This window comes from Arcicella lustrica (genome assembly GCF_034930985.1).
Classification (GTDB): domain Bacteria; phylum Bacteroidota; class Bacteroidia; order Cytophagales; family Spirosomataceae; genus Arcicella; species Arcicella lustrica.
In genome coordinates this window covers 1-13,949 of record NZ_JAYGIM010000022.1, presented here as the reverse complement: position 1 = coordinate 13,949, position 13,949 = coordinate 1, and the positions used below count along the sequence as shown (strand labels likewise).

The 13,949-nt window shown below is 34.6% G+C and carries 9 protein-coding genes; 8 read left to right on the top strand and 1 reads right to left on the bottom strand.

Annotated features, from left to right (window positions below; all coding sequences use genetic code 11):
- Positions 1–34: 34 nt before the first annotated feature.
- A complete protein-coding gene (locus VB798_RS22930) occupies positions 35–952 on the bottom strand; it encodes a purple acid phosphatase family protein (RefSeq protein ID WP_323689572.1) in 918 nt (305 codons plus the stop codon).
- Positions 953–1,190: 238 nt separating this feature from the next.
- Here VB798_RS22930 and VB798_RS22925 point away from each other — a divergent pair, with 238 nt between their 5' ends.
- The 8 genes from VB798_RS22925 to VB798_RS22890 all read left to right on the top strand — a co-directional run bounded on the left by VB798_RS22925 (position 1,191) and on the right by VB798_RS22890 (position 13,276).
- Positions 1,191–1,769, top strand: coding sequence for an RNA polymerase sigma-70 factor (locus tag VB798_RS22925; protein ID WP_323689571.1), 579 nt, complete (start codon positions 1,191–1,193; stop codon positions 1,767–1,769).
- 39 nt (positions 1,770–1,808) lie between these two features.
- The gene (locus tag VB798_RS22920) at positions 1,809–2,702 is read left to right on the top strand and encodes an Rpn family recombination-promoting nuclease/putative transposase (RefSeq protein ID WP_323689570.1); all 894 of its coding nucleotides are present in this window, start codon (positions 1,809–1,811) and stop codon (positions 2,700–2,702) included.
- A gap of 342 nt (positions 2,703–3,044) precedes the next feature.
- A complete protein-coding gene (locus tag VB798_RS22915; protein WP_323689569.1) occupies positions 3,045–4,022 on the top strand; it encodes a FecR family protein in 978 nt (325 codons plus the stop codon).
- A 108-nt stretch (positions 4,023–4,130) separates the two neighbouring features.
- Entirely contained in the window at positions 4,131–7,169 is a 3,039-nt protein-coding gene (locus tag VB798_RS22910) for a TonB-dependent receptor (protein ID WP_323689568.1), read from the top strand.
- A gap of 90 nt (positions 7,170–7,259) precedes the next feature.
- Positions 7,260–8,171 (top strand): AEC family transporter, encoded by a 912-nt coding sequence (locus VB798_RS22905; protein WP_323689567.1) that lies wholly within the window; start codon positions 7,260–7,262, stop codon positions 8,169–8,171.
- 358 nt (positions 8,172–8,529) lie between these two features.
- Complete coding sequence (locus tag VB798_RS22900; RefSeq protein ID WP_323689566.1) at positions 8,530–9,792, top strand: cation:dicarboxylate symporter family transporter; 1,263 nt, start codon at positions 8,530–8,532, stop codon at positions 9,790–9,792.
- Positions 9,793–9,971: 179 nt separating this feature from the next.
- Positions 9,972–10,838, top strand: coding sequence for an aldose 1-epimerase family protein (locus tag VB798_RS22895; RefSeq protein WP_323689565.1), 867 nt, complete (start codon positions 9,972–9,974; stop codon positions 10,836–10,838).
- A 164-nt stretch (positions 10,839–11,002) separates the two neighbouring features.
- Positions 11,003–13,276 carry an NADP-dependent malic enzyme gene (locus VB798_RS22890; RefSeq protein ID WP_323689564.1) on the top strand — a complete coding sequence of 758 codons (2,274 nt, stop codon included), beginning with the start codon at positions 11,003–11,005 and terminating at the stop codon, positions 13,274–13,276.
- The last annotated feature ends 673 nt before the right edge of the window (positions 13,277–13,949 follow it).

The following is a 13,949-nucleotide window of genomic DNA, read 5'->3' as shown; positions in this document are numbered from 1 at the left end:
TCGCAAGAATGATATTTGTACGAAAAACTTTCGCTTATTTACTTAGTTCAGTATTGTAAACTACTTTACCATCTTCTGTTACTACTTGTACATATAATTTGTTGGCAGTTGCCGAAAAAACCATAAACCCATAGTCAGAAAGCGCTAATTTACTGATTGGTAAAGTACCAATAGGTGTTTTTTCAGAAGCTGAACCAGAAACAAAATAATGCGTTTTGCCTTCAGGTTTTAAATGTTGTAAATCGTGGTCGTGTCCGCACAAGTAAGCATCTACTTGGTGTTTATCCAGAACTGATTTTAATGAATTTCTAGTAGCACGAGTATCGTAACTTTCTCTTCGCTTTTCAGTAGCTGTGTATAATGGATGATGTCCCACTACAATTTTCCATTTGATAGAAGGCGAATTGTTGGAAAGGGTTTTATTCAACCATTCTTTTTGCGCAGTACTATCTTGACCAATTACGGCTTTACTGTACTCGCCTTTATAAAATTCAGGAATCAAAGGGTTTGTATCAATGAAAGCAATCAATACTTGCTGATTGGCATCACCATTGATAGAAAATGTTTTTGAATAATAGCGAGCTGGCATTTTCCAGCGGCGACTAATTTTTGAATAAGCTACTTGTGCATCTGGATTTGATTTATAGTCATGGTTTCCAAGTACTGGATACCAGTCCCATTGCAAAGAGAAATCAGTATAAATATCTTCAAAAGAGTATTTAAAAAGTGGGTCAAACTCACTAATAACGCCACTTGGATAAAAATTGTCGCCCGTAGCAATTACAAATTCTGATTTGATTTTTGTTGCTACTTTTCCCATTTGTGCGGCTACAGGTTTTTGGTGGTCGGCACCGTTTCTGCCCCAATCGCCCATAACCAAAAAGTTTAAAGCATTTGGATGACTGTCTAGCTCAGAGGTTTGAGCATCAGCCAAGCTACAGATAAAGAGCAAGCATATAAAACAAAAATTCCTGAAGATGTTCGTTGATTTCATTACGTAAAAATTAAACTTATGATTTTGTTTGACAATTTATGAATTGATATTTTGGAATATAAAGACATTGAACCGTCAAAACTAATGGTCTTTGTCAGTAATCTCTATTATACAAATGTTAATTCATGAGAATTAGATTAAAAATATTTTTACTTTGGGTGTTTCGTCCAAATATATATTTACTTTGTGCTAAACTATGCAAACAAAAACTTTTGATACTGATCAGGAAATACTTACATCGCTTGCTGAAAGTGATGCAAGGGCTTTTGATTTTTTGTATCAAAAGTTTTTCCCAAAACTGTATGCTGCAGCTTATAAACGCCTTCAAAACAGAGAACTGACAGAAGAAGTAATACAAGAATTATTTGTTTCCTTGTGGGAACGTCGTAAACAATTAGCCATTAACACTACGATTGAAGCATATTTATTTACTTCTGTGAAGTATTTAGTGATTGCTCAATACAAGAAAAACAATTTGTTTGAAAAATACTCAAATAGTTTAGCCCCAGCCGAAGACTATAATTTTACAGAACAAATGGTTGCGTTTGATGAGTTAAATGAAGCTTATCAAAAGGCATTACAATCTTTACCAGAAAGATGTAGAGAAGTGTTTTTACTGAAAAGAACAGGTTTATCACAAAGAGAAATTTCTGAACGCCTAGACATTTCAGAAAAAACGGTTGAAAACCAGATGACCAAAGCGTTAAAAATTTTAAGAGAAGTATTGAGTGATTATACAGCTTTATCTATTATATTGATACCTGTACTGCATTAATGCAAAAGTTTATTGATTGAAATGAAATGTTCTACCATTATGAGTCAACTAAATAATCCGCACGACAAGTTCTTTAAAGAAACGTTCTCTAGGCTAGAGATTGCACAGAGCTTTATTGAAGAAACCTTTCCTGTTGAAATCAGGGAGAAAATAAATCTTCCTAAATTAAAGAAAACAAATTCATCTTTTACCGATGCTGATTTATCTGAACATTTGGCAGATATTGTTTATCAAACTGAATATGCTGGGCAACAAGCTTTAGTTTCTTTACTTTTTGAGCATAAATCTTATCCTGAAAAATATCCTCATTTACAGCTTTTACGTTATATGAATAACGTATGGTTAGAAGAACAGAAACAAAATAAACAATTATCTGTCGTTATCTCAACAGTTATTTATCATGGAGAGGCTCATTGGAAAAAGCTTTCGATGATTGCTTATTTTGGTAATCCTCATGAAAGCCTGCACCAGTTTATTCCTCAATTTGATTACCTCTTGTTCTCTCTAAATGAAATTGAAGATTATCAGATTGAGAATTTTAAAAATGATTTATTAAGTGTAACAACAATGTTGATGAAACACAGTAGAGACAAAGCGAATAACTTTTTGAATTTAGCTCCCTTCTTGGTTAATAAGCTAAATGCTTTGGATGTTGCCCATCAAGATGATTTTATTAAGACTACTTTCCGCTATATCGAAGAAGGTATTAACTTGACACAGAACAAATTATCGCCTATATTTACACAGGTTTCACAAAATGTAAACAATATTGCCATGACTATTGCAGATGAAATTAGAGAAGAAGTTGCTATAAAATACATTAAAGGATTACTTCAAAATGGTATTACGCCAGAGATTATTGCAAAGTCTTTTGGACTATCTGTTCAAAAGGTAGAAGAAATTATTAAGAAATTGAAAAGCACGTCTAATTAAATAATATTGACATGACTATTGCAGATAAAATTAGAGAAAAAATTACATAAACTATGCAAAAGGATTATGGGAAGACGGTAAAAAAGCAGAATATATTGCCAGTGTTTTCAAACTTCTAGTTAGAGAAGTAGAAGAAATTGTCAGGAAAATAGAAAACACTTTAAAATAAAAAATATTCCTTTTCAAAATATACCGAAACAAGCTCAAAAGGCTTGTTTTTTGTTTTTCTTGGAAAGCATACTTTCTATTTCGTTAGTGGCAGAAAAATTATTTTAAAAATATTTCTATCAACGTAGGGGAAAAGTACGGCTTGTTTCACTTAGTATTTGAAAGCGAAATAAAATGAAAATAAATCAAGAAATTATTGAACGTTATCTGAACAATGAAGCCTCGGAAGGAGAGATATTCTTTGTTGAAAGATGGTACGCTTCATTTGAAAATAATCCAGATGGGCTAAGTGAATTAACCCAACTGGAACGTATTGAACTTGAAAATAAAATTAAAAAATCTGTTCGTGAAGAAATCAAGCGTCAGGAAAGATATACTCCTCCTCGCTGGGTTTGGGCAGTGGCTAGTATGGCAGCGATGTTAGTGATTGTTGCGGGGCTTTCATTTTATTTCCTTCCTAACAATAATGAGAAAATAAGTAAAATCAAATCTGATATTCCAATTTCAGATTGGGCAAAATATGAAAACTCATCTGCCAAAATCCTAAAAGTTGTTTTGCCAGATGGAAGCGTAGTTTTATTACAACCTAAAACTCAATTGAGTTATAATCAATCTGACCGAATTTATAGACAAGTAAACTTAAAAGGAGAAGCTTTTTTTGATGTAAAAAGAGATGAAAGTCGTCCATTTCTGATTTACTCTGGTAAAATGACAACCACCGTTTTAGGAACAAGCTTCAATGTAAAAGCATATCCAGCCATGGAAACTTTTGAGGTTTCGGTCGTTACGGGTAAAGTGTCGGTAAAAAATGAAACCGAAAAAGAAGTAATTCTACTCCCTAAACAACAAGTTGTATTAGAAACAAAAACCGATGAAATGCAAGTAAATGCTCTGCCACTCGACAAAACATTTTATTGGGAATTATCATCTCTACAATTTGACGATAATAATATGGAAGATATTATTCAAAGAATTGAACAAAAATTTAATGTAAGTATCGATTTATCTCCCAAACTACGAAACTGCCGTTTGAGCGGTAATTTTGAAAATGTACACCTCTCCACAATCCTCGAAATAATTTGTCGATCCATCGAAGCCGAGTACGTAATTGATGGGCAAAATATTTCATTGAAAGGAAACGGATGTCCTTAATCTAGCAAAAACATTTCTGTAAAACTCCTACTGCTCTCAAGTCAATTTGAGAGAGATGGAAAAATATGTCTCAAATAAATTAAAAACAATACTAAATTTAATTAACCGATGAAAAAACTTCTAGCTTCAAAGCATCTAATGCTTACCATTATGAAAATTACGATTAATCAATGTCTTTTATTTGCTATTTTTTCGGTGATGGCTTTAGGCTCACCGAGCAAAGCACAACAAATTCTGAATAGAGAAGTATCTATGAAACTCAACAATGTGAGTTTAAAAGTGATTTTATTAGAAATTGAAAAACAGTCGGGAGTGCGTTTTGTGTACAGTAACAACTCAATTCATCTTGATAAAGAAGTAAGTCTTGAAGTAAATAGGGAAGCCCTCAGTACAGTATTACCCAAACTTCTTTTTCCAAATCAAATTCGTTATGAAGTAGTGGAGGAACAAATTATTTTGAAAAAAAACAAAGAGCAAACAATCGCTTTTCCCAGTGAAAAAGAAGGTGCTATTGAAGAAGAGAAAGTATCGGGGAAAGTCAGTAGTGAAAAAGGTGAATCATTAATTGGCGTAAGTATTCTGGTAAAAGGGACTTCAAGAGGAACTGTCAGTGATGCTGAAGGTAAATTTAGTATTGTAGCCAAAGATGGCGAAGTACTTGTGTTTTCATTTATTGGTTTCAAGAAACAAGAAGTCAATGTGATATCTAAGGAAACAATACAGGTTACTTTAAAAGAAGATAACGAACAATTGGGTGAAGTAGTAGTAATTGGTTCACGTTCGACAGTGGCTCGTACCAATGTAGAAAGACCAGTACCTGTAGATGTAATCAGTGCTAAAGAGTTGCAATCGACAGGGCAAACAGAATTATCACAACAAGTACAATTTATGTCGCCTTCATTCAATTCGGCAAAAAATGGTATCAATGGTGTTGCTAATTATGCAGACCCTGCATCTTTAAAAGGATTATCACCCGACCAAATGTTAGTACTTATTGATGGGAAAAGACATCATCAGTTTGCTGCACTCAACAATAATGTAACTGTAGGAAAAGGAACAGTAGTGACAGATTTAAACGCTGTACCTTCAATCGCTTTAGAAAGAATGGAGATTTTACGAGATGGAGCGGCAGCGCAATATGGCTCTGATGCCATTGCAGGTATCGCCAATTTAGTATTGAAAAAATCTGTTAATAACGGTACTGCACAAATTCAGTATGGAGTTACTTCCGAAGGGGATGGCGGAGGTTATACTGCGGCGGTTAATTACGGATTTTCATTGGGTAAAAAGGCTTCATTGAATATTACAGGAAGTTATCAAGATGTAAAAGGTACAGACCGTTCAGATCCTTATAATCCTCAACCAGTAACTGGCGGAGCTTATACTGGGATTTACACTAACGTAAAAGCAACTGATGAAGCAGCTTTAAAATCACGAGGATATTGGGGAGATGGTACTTATGGCTCGTTCCGTCCTACGGCTTATGGAAGTAATGCTATGAAATCGGGACAAGTATTTTATAACCTTGATATTCCACTAAAAATTGACTGGACTTTATATTCTTTCGGGGGCTTTTCTCAAAAAGATGTATTTGCACGTGCTTTCCTTCGTACAGCTTTACCAACAAGTGCTACTTCAAATGTAGATTTATATCCAGATGGCTATGTGCCAGAATTACCTGGTACTTCTGTTGATTACTCATCTTTTGTAGGAATTAAACGTAAAACTTTTACGGGTTGGAACTGGGATTTTAGTACTGGCTATGGTAGAAATTACCTTGACCAATCTGCTAAAAACTCATCAAATGCTTCGATGGGAGCGTCTTCTCCTAGAGATTTTTACATTGGTAGAATTTCTTTTGGACAAAGCTTAACTGAAATTAATGTATCAAAAACTATCCTCGGTTTGTGGAATACAAAGTCAGTAAACTTTGCTTTTGGAACACAATATCGTGTAGATAATTTTGCACTAAGTGCTGGCGACGAAGCATCGTATCTTGTTGGTCCTTTAGCAGCTTCAAAAAATAAAACGCCTGGTTCACAAGGTAGAGTAGGGATTGATAAAGCTGATGTGAAAAGTGTGAATCGTTCAAATATTGGTATTTATGCAGATGTGGAAAGTGATATAACTAACCGATTATTGGTAGCAGCAGCTTTACGCTATGAAAACTATAGCGATTTTGGTAGCAATATCTCTGGGAAATTGGCTTCTAGAATAAAAATTACAGAAGATTTCTCTATCAGAGGTTCAATCAATAAAGGTTTTAGAGCGCCATTACTTCAACAAATTGCGAATGCTGCCACTACTTCAACAGTACAAAATGGCATTATTAGAAGTACTAAACAATTGCCTTCCGACGACCCTCGATTAAAACAAATTGGTATTGAAGATCCAAAGCCAGAAACCTCTTGGAATTATAATTTAGGCGTAACCGCAAAAGTAGGAAACAACCTTTTATTAACAGTTGATGCTTATCAGATTGATATTACCGACAGAATTATCATTACTGAAAACCTGAATGTTAATAACATAGCCGCTTTAAAAAACTTGTTTCCTAATTTTCAAGAAATCACCTTTTTTACCAATGCTATTAATACTGGCACAAAAGGGATAGACGTAGTGGCATCTTATAAAAATTCAATTAGTCCTAAAAGTAAATTTACTGCTAGTGTCGCTCTGACGATTAATAAAACAGAAATTACCAAGATTAAAGCAACGCCTACGGCTTTACAACAAGATACCAAAGCACCAGTAGTATTGATTGATACAGTAAGTAGAGCCTTGATTGAAACCAGTCAGCCACATACTAAAGTTTTGGTATCTTTAGGGTATCAAGTAGGCAAGTTTAGTGTCAATTTCAGAAGTTCTTACTTTGGTGAAGTTACGGCTTGGGAGAAACCATCAGGACAAAATCATCGTAGTCAAATATTTGGAGGAAAAAATCTATTTGATGCCTCAGTAGTTTATAGCATCAATAAATCACTGAGTATTACTGTTGGTGGAAATAATTTTACCAATGTGTACCCAGATAAAGTATTTAGTAATTACGCTTCATATTCAAATGGACAAGTGCCTTATACCCGTAATGCGAATCAATTCGGTTTCAATGGGGCATATTATTATGGCAGTCTAACAATTAGGCTGTAAAAGTTTATCAATATTTTAAGCTTAAGGCTCACAGCTCATAACTCACAGCCATTATTTAATTACTGAGTACAACTAATAAATCTTTAAAATTTGATTAATCTATTATTACTTTTTATCTGCCTAGCCATTGGTGTATTCCTCAGAAGACTGAAAGGTTTTTCTGAGGATGCTTCAACAGTATTAAACACTATTATTATTTATGTTTGTTTGCCTGCCATCACATTGCTAAATACTACCGAAATACATTTTAGTAGTAATTTATTGTTGCCCATTTTAATGCCTTATATCATTTATGTAGGTTCTTTTATATTTTTTAATTTGGTAGCTCCATTGATAAACATTGATTCAAATACCAAAGGAGCTTTGATATTAACGGCAGGTATCAGTAGCGTTTCATTTGTAGGATTCCCAATTTTTGAAGTGCTTTTTGGCAAAGAAGGACTACAAAATGGAATATTAATGAGCCAAGCAGGTTCGTTTGTAGTTTGTGGAACGCTAGGAATTTTTACGGCATCTTATTACTCTTCGGCTGATTTTTCAATGAAAAACGTAGCCTTGAATATTTTTAAGTTTCCTCCCTTTTTAGCTTTTTGTGTAGCATTAAGCCTAAATATTTCAAATTGGCATTTTCCTTTATGGAGTCAGCAGGTTTTAGATAAAATCGGAAGTCCATTCAGTTTTTTAGCTTTACTTTCTATTGGCTTACAAATTAATTTTCAGAGAAGTCAATTAGATTTAAAAGCACTTTTTTATGGCTTATTTTACAAATTATTGCTTGCGCCACTTTTAATTTTCACCATTTATATACTCATTTTAGGAGAATATTCGCCTTTAGGAAAACTTTGCGTAATCGGGGCAACATTGGGTTCGATGAATACCGCCACAATTATTGCCATTACTTATAAACTCAATCCAAACTTAGCAACCCAAATGGTCAGTATTAGTATTCCTTTATCTTTATTGAATGTTGCTATTTGGTATGGATTAATGCTCTATTTTTAACCATTGAATTCATTAACAGATTGTAAAATACATAAAAATATTCTTTTACTTATTTGAAAAGTGTTTTAAACAATGATACAAATTCAAAAGACCCTGATTATTGGACGATTTTCATACACAGAGTTTAGCAGAGTTTTTACTGAGTTTCACAGAGTATTTTTTACAATGTTTCTCTGTGAAACTCTTTGTATTCTCTGTGTTCCTCCGTGTCTTTTATAAGATTTCGCAGTAGTCAGCAAAAGATATTTCAATAACAATCAAATTGTTGACTTCCAGAACTGTAATCACTAAATCACTCATTCATTAAATCACTCAATTTTTTATTACAAGAATCATTGCTAAACAATTGATAATTTCCATGAAAAAACTATTTAAAAATTTAACTTTCTGGGTGCTTACTGCCATTACTGCGGGTGTATTATTGGGGCATTTTGCTCCTGAGTTAGCACTACAACCTATTTTAGAAAAACCCATAAAATTCAGTTTGTACCTTTCTGAATTTGAGATTAAAACTAGTTTTAGCGAATTCCTGAGCAGTATTTTTATCAGTATCGTAAAAATATTTATTTGTCCAATCATTTTTATTACAATTATGTTGGGTATTATTTCTATGGGCGATTTGAAAAAAGTAGGCAAAGTTGGTGCTAAATCATTGTTATACTTTGAAGTCGTTACAACACTCGCATTGTTTATTGGCATCATCATGGCAAATATCATTCGTCCGGGTGATGGCGTGGTTACTTCTGAAATAAAAGGCGGTGATATTTCTAAATATACCAAGTCTGCGGAGGCTTTTAGTTGGTTGAAATTTTTGATGGATAATGCCACACTTCAAGTACTTATTTTGGCGATTATTTTAGGAGTAGCATTGAGTAATTATGCTAAACGAAACGAAATCGTAGCTTTCCTTCAACCTGTTTCCAAAAAAATATTTTGGGCTTTGCACAAAGTAATGCTTTTTGCGCCTGTAGGTGCTTTTGGCGGAATGGCTTTTACGATTGCCAAATACGGTGTTCACACGCTTTTGCCATTGGGAAAACTAATGGCAACGGTGTATTGTACGATGGCAATTTTTATTTTTGTCGTGTTATATTTTATTCTAAGAATGTATAAAATCAATCTTTGGAAATTTTTAAAGTACATTCGTGAAGAGTTACTGATTGTTTTAGGAACATCTTCTTCAGAAGCTGCTTTACCATCATTGATGGAAAAACTAGAGAAAATGGGTTGCTCCAAATCGGTAGTTGGTTTGGTTGTTCCTGCTGGCTATTCTTTTAATTTAGATGGCACTACGATTTACTTGTCGATGGCAGTACTTTTCTTGGCACAAGTATTCAATGTTCATTTAGATTTGCAACAAATCTTGACGATAATCGGTATTTTAATGGTTACTTCAAAAGGTGCAGCAGGCGTAACAGGTAGCGGTTTTATTGTATTGGCTTCTACGCTGACGGCTATTAAAGTAATTCCAGTAGAAGGTTTGGCTTTGTTGCTGGGTGTTGATAGATTTATGTCGGAAGCACGAGCAATTACTAATTTTATCGGAAATGGCGTAGCAACGATTTGGTTAGCAAATAATGAAGGAGAGTTTGACCGTGAACAAATGGAAAGAGTGCTTTGAGTGCGGAGTGTAGAATTTTGAATGAGGAGTTTTTTATAAAAGACGTAGCGGCAATCCCTTGCGGTTGCCGTTGGTATTGTAAAGATTCTCTGATGCGGCAACCGTAAAGGATTGCCGCTACGCAATATTTATTTCAAGAAAATAAAACTATAAACTGACACAAAATATATTTTTAAATTATGCAAACTATTGAAAATCAATTCTTAAAAGTAAGTATTAATCCGCTTGGGGCAGAGTTAGTTAGTCTTTTCAACAAAGAAAATCATACAGAATATATGTGGAATGCCGACCCAGCTTTTTGGGGAAAGAGTTCGCCTGTACTTTTTCCGATTGTGGGTGCTTTAAAGAATAATCAGTATTTCTATCAAGGAAAAACCTACACGCTTCCTCGACATGGTTTTGCTCGTGAAAGAGTATTTTCAGTAGAAGTACAAAAAGAAGACAGCATTACTTTTCTATTAAAAGAAGATGAAGAGAGTTTGAAAGTATTTCCTTTTCCTTTCGAATTTCGTTTGATTTATACTTTAGTGGAGAAAACACTTTCAGTATCATACTCTGTAAGAAATACAGGAAATGAAGAAATGTATTTTTCAGTAGGCGGACATCCAGCTTTTGCTGTACCACTTTCGGAGGATACAGTTTATGAAGATTATTACTTGGAATTCAATCAAACCGAAGATTTTCAAAGATGGGAATTGGCAGATGGCGGCTTAATTAAAAAGGAAGCCACAAGGTTTTTAGAAAATACCAATCGTTTAGCATTAACGAAAGAATTGTTCTATCAAGATGCCCTTGTTTTCAAACATCAAAAATCAACCGAAGTAATTTTAAAAAGTGACAAAGTATCAAAGCAATTGAAATTTACTTTTGAAAATTTCCCATTTTTAGGGATTTGGGCAGCAATAAATGCCAATTTCGTTTGCATAGAGCCTTGGTGTGGCATTGCAGATAGTGAAAACCATGAACAAGAATTAACAGAAAAAGAAGGTATTGAAGTTTTAGCTTCTGACCAAATATTCTTGCGTACTTGGTCGGTATCGCTTTAATAAAATTTTATGTTGAAATATTTAGACGATGTTTTTCCTCAACTAAAAACCTTCGTCGTTTTTCCTGCTGTTTTAATACAACACGATTTTCTTAGTTTATCAAAAACCCTTAGCGTACTTTTGCGACAGTTTTTTAAACAAATTCACTTTAGTGACACTTCATTATGAGCCAAATCTCAATTAGGAAACAAGATGCGTTAGACTACCACTCTAAAGGTCGCCCAGGCAAAATTGCAGTAATCCCAACCAAAGAAACCGAAACTCAAAGAGACCTTTCTTTAGCTTATTCTCCCGGCGTAGCAGAGCCATGTTTGGCAATTGCTGCCAACCGTGAAGACGTTTATAAATATACTGCAAAAGGTAATTTAGTAGCCGTAATTTCAAATGGAACTGCCGTTTTAGGACTTGGGAATATCGGTGCAGAAGCCTCAAAACCAGTAATGGAAGGGAAAGGCGTTTTGTTTAAAATATTCGCTGATATTGATGTTTTTGATATTGAATTAAATACCGAAGACCCCGAAGAAATTATTCGTACTGTTAAGATTTTAGAACCAACTTTTGGCGGTGTAAACCTTGAAGATATTAAATCACCCGAGTGTTTTGAAATTGAGGAAAGATTAAGAAAAGACCTTAATATTCCTATCATGCACGACGACCAACACGGTACTGCCATCATTTCGGCAGCCGCTTTGTTGAATGCTTTGGAAATTGTAGGCAAACGTATTGAAGAATGTAAATTCACCATTTCTGGTGCAGGTGCTGCGGCTCTTTCTTGTGCGAAATTGTACTTAGGATTAGGGGCGAAAGTAGAGAATATTTTGATGTTCGATAAAGATGGTCTGGTTTCTAAACAACGCACAGACCTCAATAAATATGTTCAGCCATTTGCGACAGAACGCACAGATATTCATAACCTAACTGAAGCAATGGTTGGGGCAGATGTATTTCTAGGTTTATCTGTCGGTAATATTGTTTCTCAACAAATGATAAAATCAATGGCGAAAGATGCTATCGTTTTTGCGATGGCAAACCCAACGCCTGAGATTTCTTATGAAGATGCCGTAGCTGCTCGTGAAGATATTATCATGGCGACTGGTCGTTCGGATTATCCCAACCAAGTAAATAATGTATTGGGTTTTCCATACATTTTCAGAGGAGCATTGGATGTTCGTGCTACTGAAATTGACGAAACCATGAAATTGGCGGCAGCTAAAGCTTTAGCAGAATTAGCAAAGAAACCAGTTCCAGACATTGTAAACTTGGCTTATAACGAAAAGAATCTTTCTTTCGGAAGAAATTATATTATTCCAAAACCAGTTGACCCACGTTTAATTACTACAGTTTCGCCAGCGGTTGCTCGTGCGGCAATGGAAGCTGGTTTGGCTCGCCAACCGATTTTAGATTGGGATGCCTACGAACAAGAATTAAGCAAACGTTTGGGCTTGGATAACCAATTGATGAAGTATATTTTCAACCGTGCAAAACGTTCGCCTAAGCGTGTGGTATTTGCTGACGCTGAAAATCTGAAAGTATTAAAATCGGTTCAACAATCGAAAGATGAAGGAATTTGTATTCCGATTTTGTTGGGAGATAAGACTAAAATCAAGCGAATTATTCAAGAGAATAATCTGGATTTAAACGAAGTACAAATCATTGATACTCGTGCGCCAGAAACCCTTGAACGATTGAGAGAATACGGTGATATTTTCTTCAACAAAAGAAAACGCAAAGGTTACAATCAGTACGAAGCCCATAAACAAATGCAAGTACGCAGTTACTTCGCTTCGATGATGGTAGAAACGGGTGATGCTGACTGTGTGATTTCAGGTCTTACTCGTAATTATCCAGATGCTATTCGTCCAGCTTTGCAGATTATTGGTCGTGAAGATGGCGTGAAGAAAGTAGCGGGTATGTACATTTTATTGACGAAAAAAGGTCCTGTATTTTTCTCGGATACAACGGTGAATTTCAACCCAACGGTTGAAGACATTGTTGAAATCACAGAACTAACCGCCAAAGCCGTTGAGCGTTTCAACTTGAAACCAAGAATTGCTTTGTTGACCTATTCCAACTTTGGTACTGCCAACGGAGAAGATGCCGTAAAAATGCGTGAAGCAACGGCTATTTTACAGAAAAAGCATCCAGAAATGATTGTAGAAGGTGAAATGCAAGCACATTTGGCTTTTGATAATGAGTTGATTAAAGAGAATTACCCTTTCTCTAAATTAGCGGAAGAAGGAGCAAACACTTTAATTTTCCCTAACCTTTCTGCAGCAAACATTGCTTATAACTTATTGAAAGAAACCAGTGATATTGAATACATCGGACCTATCCTTTTAGGATTACGTAAACCTGTACACGTATTACAATTGGGTTCATCAGTTCGTGAGATTGTAAACATGGTAGCCATTGCCGTGGTAGAAGCACAAGGGAAATAAGTATCAGTTTTCAAGGAAAATAATCATTAAAATAGAAAAAGGTCGGGATTAATTCCGACCTTTTTCTATGAAGAGCCAACTCAAAATTCAACTCATGGCAGGACTTAGAGTCATGCCATGACTAAAACAACAAAAGGATATATCTAAATTTATGTATGGCTATTTCCCTTGATTAATTAGCTTGTTAATTGAATAATAAAGCGTTAAAATGGAGAAGGCTAGAAACAAAAATATTGAAATGAAAACCACTATATCCCCATTATAATAAATAGTATTATATTGTGTGAGTAGCAATAAAAAGGAGATAACAATAATTGTAATTGTAACAATACTATCTGCTTTATTGTTAAATTTTGAATATGTAGAGTATATTAAATAAATTATTGAAGTAATTGAAAAGAGACTAAATAGTATTTGCAAAAGACCACCTGTAAAACTTAATAGAATTATCAAAAAAACAGGAAATGATAATTTATCTCCAGGAATTATTAACAGTAGCGAAAAAATGATTGTCGGAATTTTATAGTCTCTTTTCATAGGTAATTAGTTTAGTGTGTCTCATCCTAAAAAAGCTTGACAGTATTAGCTAACCTTTAGCACAATGTCTTTATCGAGCGAATCTTCTTTTAATACAACTTTAGTTTCTTCGTCTTTCGAGCAACAGGATGAGGAT

What these genes read in the sequence shown, in the direction of transcription:
- VB798_RS22895 (WP_323689565.1), top strand. Translation starts at nt 9,972, where the DNA reads ATGCAAACTATTGAAAATCAATTCTTAAAAGTAAGTATTAATCCGCTT.
- VB798_RS22900 (WP_323689566.1), top strand. Translation starts at nt 8,530, where the DNA reads ATGAAAAAACTATTTAAAAATTTAACTTTCTGGGTGCTTACTGCCATT.
- VB798_RS22910 (WP_323689568.1), top strand. Translation starts at nt 4,131, where the DNA reads ATGAAAAAACTTCTAGCTTCAAAGCATCTAATGCTTACCATTATGAAA.
- VB798_RS22890 (WP_323689564.1), top strand. Translation starts at nt 11,003, where the DNA reads ATGAGCCAAATCTCAATTAGGAAACAAGATGCGTTAGACTACCACTCT.
- VB798_RS22925 (WP_323689571.1), top strand. Translation starts at nt 1,191, where the DNA reads ATGCAAACAAAAACTTTTGATACTGATCAGGAAATACTTACATCGCTT.
- VB798_RS22915 (WP_323689569.1), top strand. Translation starts at nt 3,045, where the DNA reads ATGAAAATAAATCAAGAAATTATTGAACGTTATCTGAACAATGAAGCC.
- VB798_RS22920 (WP_323689570.1), top strand. Translation starts at nt 1,809, where the DNA reads ATGAGTCAACTAAATAATCCGCACGACAAGTTCTTTAAAGAAACGTTC.